Origin of the sequence: Sphingomonas sp. (assembly GCF_040398505.1) — a bacterium.
Classification (GTDB): Bacteria; Pseudomonadota; Alphaproteobacteria; order Sphingomonadales; family Sphingomonadaceae; genus Sphingomonas.
Genome location: NZ_JBBATX010000151.1, coordinates 1 through 5,106, shown reverse-complemented (window position 1 = coordinate 5,106; position 5,106 = coordinate 1). Strand labels below are relative to the sequence as shown.

The following is a 5,106-nucleotide window of genomic DNA, read 5'->3' as shown; positions in this document are numbered from 1 at the left end:
TAGAATCCCTTCGCCGCGTCATCCTTCGCCTGCACCAGCACCGCGCCGATCCCGATGCTTTGCGCCGCCACCGCGATCCGGCGCAGCGCGTCCGACAGCATGTCCGCGCCCAACCCGCGGCCGGCATAGGCCGTGCTAACCGCGAGCCGCCCGATGATCGACACCGGAATCACATCGGGCGCATTGCGGCGAACCTTACCGGGGGCAGCCACGCGCTCGACCGACCCGGCCGAAATGCAGAAATAGCCGCCCACGCAATTGTCGTCGCACACGACGTAGGTCCGCGAGAAGCGGCTCTCATTCTTCAGCGCGCGCTGCTTCAACCAATCGTTGAGCGCCATCTCGCCGCAATCGAACCCGGCAAGATCGTGGCTAGGCGACAGCGGAACGGGGGCCGATAGCGTCATCGCGAGGTCGGTCGCAGCGCGTCAGGCATCCCAGGCCGGCGTCCGCCGCAGCAACGCGCGCAGCTTGGGGCCGGGGGCTGGCGGGTTGTCGAGCGCGTGGACGAACGCATCGTACCGCCCCGCGTCAAGCACGAACAGGCGCTGATCGAGCAACACATCGATCGCGAGGGCCCGCGCGCTGTCGATCATGAACTCAGTCCGCGTCTTGCCCAGCACCGCCGCCGCATCGTCGATCAACTGCCGCGTCTGCGCTTCGATCCGCAGATTGATGCTGCCCTTCGTGCTCGACGTATCGGCGCGCTCGATGCCCGAACCGGGCGCTGTTTCAGGGCGTAAACGAGTCTCGACCATGCGATGTTTCTACCGCATTTGTATCTACAATGTCAATACAATTGGCGCGAGCGTGAGCTGACGATGTCCTACGCGCCCCCACTCTGCCATACTCCCGATCCGGGTTCTCCCGCCCGCGCTCTTTGACACTGCCGCGCCACCACATCGCCACGCACGCCACAAAGGCCCGCTGCGGCACACTCCGCATTCTGCGTGACTTTCCCGTGACCTTCCGCGCGCAAAACCGCGCGCATCGCGTGACCTTTGCGACTTTAGCCGCAAGAAAACGGCGGTGCGCACGCTGCGTTTATGCCTAACCTTAGCCTAACTTTCCGCCGTTACTTCCGCACCCACACCTTCTCGCCCCCCACCCAGGTCTGCTCGACCTTGGTCGCGCGCAGGTCGGTCGGGCTTGCCAGCAACGGGTCGCGGTCGACGATCACGAAATCGGCGCGTTGCCCGATGCCCAGCCGCCCGAACTTCTCCTCGGCAAACCCGGCATAGGCCGCCGCGCCGGTGAACGCCCACCACGCCTGCTCGCGCGAGACACGTTCCTCGGGGCGCCACCCGCCATAGGGCTCGCCGTCCGCACCCTGCCGGGTGAAGGCTGCAGCCCAGCCCGCGAAGGGGTCGGGCTTTTCGACCGGATAATCCGATCCGAAGGCCAGCGTCGCGCCGTTCTTGAGCATCGATGCCCAGGCATAGGCCCCCGCCAGCCGATCCGGCCCCAGCCGCGCTTCGGCCATCGTGCGGTCGCTGGTCTGGTGCGTCGGTTGCATCGAGGCGATGATGCCATTCTTGCCGAAGCGTGGGAGATCGGCCGGATCGACGATCTGTGCATGTTCGATCCGCCAGCGCCGATCACCCTTATAGGTCCCGACCATGTCGTCGATCGCGTCGAGCACTTCCATGTTGGCACGGTCGCCGATCGCATGGACCGCGACCTGGAAGTGATCGAGCGCGGCGCGGCTCATCAGATTGCGGATCACGTCGTCGGACATGAAGCCCGCGCCCGATTGGCCCGGCGCGTCGCGATACGGCTGCTTCAACCACGCCCCGCGCGATCCGAGCGCACCATCGGCGTAAAGCTTGACCCCGCCCATGCGGAGCTTGTCGGCATAGAGCCACGGCGTCGGCCCGGTCCCGCCGACGCGCACCGCCGTATCGACCCCGAAGGCGTAGGACATGATCCGCACGCGGAGATTCCCGGCATCCCCCGCGCGGCGGTAAGCGAGCCAGTCGTCGAGGCTGCTGCCCATGTCGGCGGTGGCGGTGATGCCATAGCCGAGCAGGATGTCCTGCGCTTTCTGAAAGGCGTAATCGCGTTCCTTGGGCAGCGGTTGCGGCACGACCTTTTCGACCAAAGCTTGCGCCGCATCGACGAACACGCCGCTCGGCTCCGCGCCAACCTTTTCGATCCGCCCACCCGCCGGCGAGACCGATTTGGCGGTGACCCCCGCCGCCTTCAGCGCCGCGCTATTGCCCCAGCTGGCGTGTCCATCGGCGCGCGCCAGCCACACCGGCCGATCGTTCACCACTGCATCGAGATCGGCCGCGGTCGGGAAGCGGCCGAGGCCCCATACCTCCTGATTCCACCCGCCACCGACGATCCATTTCCGCTCGGGGTTAGCGGCGGCATAGGCCGCAATCGCGGCCTTGGCCTCGTCGAGCGTCTTGGTGCCCGACAGATCGAGTTCGAGCGCGCGGAAGCCCAATTCCAGCACATGGCCATGCGCGTCGATGAAGCCGGGCAGCAGAACCTTGCCGTGCTGATCCGAGCGCCAGTCGAGCTTTGCCGGGCGTTTGTCATTCTCGGCCAGCAGCTTGACCACCTTGCCCTCGGGCGAGATCAGCAGCCCGGTGAAGCGGACGACCTTGCCGTCCTGATCGAGCGTGATGCCGTTGACGTTATCGACCAGCGCATCGGCGAAGGCGGGGGTGGGAAGCAGGAGCGCGGCCAGCAGGCAGGCGGCGCGGGCGGTGAAAGAGGTGCTTTGCATGGCCCAAGCGATAAGCAATGTTTCCCCGCCGCGCCAGATGGTCTAGGCGGCGCGGCATGGCTATTCACATCCGCCCCGCGCCCGAAACCCTCCCCGTCACGCTGGCCGATGTGCAGGCGGCACACGCGCGCATTTCCGCGCAGATCGTGCGCACCCCGTTCTTCATCAGCCACACGCTGAGCGAACTGACCGGCGCGACGGTCTATCTCAAGTTCGAGAATCTCCAATTCACCGCAGCCTATAAGGAGCGCGGCGCGCTCAACACGCTGTTGCAACTGCCGGAGCGCACCAGCGGCGTGATCGCCGCATCGGCCGGCAACCATGCGCAGGGCCTTGCCTATCACGCCAACCGGCTCGGCATTCCCGCAACGATCGTGATGCCGACCAACACTCCGACGGTGAAGGTGACGCAGACCGAGGGGCACGGTGCCACCGTCGTGCTCCACGGCGATACGTTCGATGCCGCCTATGCCCACGCCCGCGAGCTGGAGGCGAACGGTGGCCTGACCTTCATCCACCCGTTCGATGACGTACGCGTCATCGCCGGACAGGGTACGGTCGCGATCGAAATGCTCGAGGACGTGCCCGCAATCGACACCTTTCTGACGCCGATCGGCGGCGGGGGGCTGATTTCGGGCATGGCGGTGGTCGCCGCCGCCGCGGATCACCCAATCGAGGTGATCGGGGTCGAGGCCGAACTCTTTCCGTCGATGTACAACCGCATCAAGGGCACCGACATGCCGTGCGCAGGCGACACGCTCGCCGAGGGCATCGCGGTCAAGGAACCGGGCGCGATCACCTCCAAAATGGTCGAGGCGCTGGTCGACGACATCGTCCTCGTCAGCGAACGCAGCCTGGAGCAAGCGGTTAGCCTGTTATTGCAGATCGAAAAGACGGTGGTCGAAGGGGCCGGTGCAGCGGGGCTGGCCGCATTGCTGCAACATCCCGAACGCTTCGCCGGCAAGACTGTCGGCGTGGTGCTGTGCGGTGGCAATATCGACACGCGCTTGCTCGCCAACGTGCTGCTGCGCGACCTGGCGCGCTCAGGGAGGCTCGCGCGATTACGCGTCCGCTTGCAGGATCAGCCGGGCGCACTGTTCAACGTCGCGCGGATCTTCGAACAGCAGCGCGTCAATATCCTCGAACTCGCGCACCAGCGGATTTTCACCAATCTCCCCGCCAAGGGCCTCAGTCTGGAAGTCGAGTGCGAGACGCGCGACAAGGCGCATCTCGACCGCTTGCTCGCCGCGTTGCGCGCGAGCGATTACGATGTGAGCACCATCGAACTGGCATAATCCCAAGAGTGTGACGAGTGGAATCGGGCGTGCGGCGAACCGAGTCGCGCGCCCCTTTTCGGCGCGCGCAAAACCGTGCATCATTCTTTAGTAGTAGAAATCGGTCGACCTCGGCCTGCGTTAACCACCAATCATGGTAAAGCGGCTTTTCATCACGTTCCCGCTGATTCATAACGCTTCGCAGCAGTCGGCATCGGGGCGGCGCGGACAGACTTGAGGAAACCTTTCACGGTGACTGCACCCTTTCGGTTTCCCAGATTCTTCGTCACCAGCCCCTCGCCTTGCCCGTATTTGCCCGGTCGGCAGGAGCGTAAGGTCTTCACCGAATTGCGCGGTGACCAGGCATCGGACTTGAACGACGCGCTTGGCCGGATCGGGTTCCGCCGCAGCCAATCGGTCGCGTATCGGCCGAGCTGCGCGGGCTGCACCGCGTGCGTTTCGGTGCGGGTCGTCACCGCCGATTTCGTGCCGAATGCGACGCAGCGCCGCCAAGTGAAGCGCAATGCCGATCTCGAAGTCTCCGCCTGCCGCCCCTGGGCGACCGACGAGCAGTTCCAGTTGCTCCGGCGCTACCTCGCCTCGCGTCACCCCGGCGGCGGTATGGCGGAGATGGATGAGGGCGACTATGCCGACATGGTCGAGCATTCGCCCGTCAACAGCTTCATCGTCGAATATCGCGAGCCATCGGTGCACGGCGAACGCGGCAAGCTCGTCGGGGCCTGCCTGACCGATCAGCAAGCCGATGGGCTGTCGATGATCTACAGCTTCTTCGATGCCGACAATGAACATCGCCGCGGCCTTGGCAGCCAGATCATCATGGACCACATCCTGCGCGCGCGCAGCGTCGGGCTGCCCTATGTCTATCTCGGCTATTGGGTGAAGGGATCGCCGCGCATGGACTATAAGATCCGCTATCGCCCGATCGAAGTGCTCGGCCCAAAGGGCTGGAGCCTGCTGGTCGACGAGGACGCGACCTACGCGCCGCCGGCTGAGAAATACGCGATCATGGCCGAGCAAATGGTGGGGACGCGGTAGCTGTCGGATTAAAGCCCCTCCCCTTCAGCGGAGGGGTTA

At 65.2% G+C, this 5,106-nt stretch carries 5 protein-coding genes; 2 read left to right on the top strand and 3 right to left on the bottom strand.

Going from position 1 to position 5,106, the window contains the following annotated elements:
• The 3 genes from ABWP09_RS13500 to ABWP09_RS13490 form a co-directional block, all read right to left on the bottom strand.
• Nucleotides 1–407: GNAT family N-acetyltransferase (locus ABWP09_RS13500; RefSeq protein WP_353205643.1), on the bottom strand; the 407-nt coding region annotated here is incomplete at its 3' end.
• 21 nt (nucleotides 408–428) lie between these two features.
• Nucleotides 429–758 (bottom strand): type II toxin-antitoxin system TacA family antitoxin, encoded by a 330-nt coding sequence (locus ABWP09_RS13495; protein WP_353205642.1) that lies wholly within the window; start codon nucleotides 756–758, stop codon nucleotides 429–431.
• A gap of 317 nt (nucleotides 759–1,075) precedes the next feature.
• A complete protein-coding gene (locus ABWP09_RS13490; protein WP_353205641.1) occupies nucleotides 1,076–2,737 on the bottom strand; it encodes an amidohydrolase in 1,662 nt (553 codons plus the stop codon).
• A 56-nt stretch (nucleotides 2,738–2,793) separates the two neighbouring features.
• Here ABWP09_RS13490 and ABWP09_RS13485 point away from each other — a divergent pair, with 56 nt between their 5' ends.
• Both ABWP09_RS13485 and ABWP09_RS13480 read left to right on the top strand, forming a co-directional pair.
• Nucleotides 2,794–4,032, top strand: a complete 1,239-nt coding sequence (locus ABWP09_RS13485; protein WP_353205640.1) for a threonine ammonia-lyase — start codon at nucleotides 2,794–2,796, stop codon at nucleotides 4,030–4,032.
• A gap of 231 nt (nucleotides 4,033–4,263) precedes the next feature.
• Nucleotides 4,264–5,067 carry an arginyltransferase gene (locus ABWP09_RS13480; protein WP_353205639.1) on the top strand — a complete coding sequence of 268 codons (804 nt, stop codon included), beginning with the start codon at nucleotides 4,264–4,266 and terminating at the stop codon, nucleotides 5,065–5,067.
• Nucleotides 5,068–5,106 lie beyond the last annotated feature (39 nt).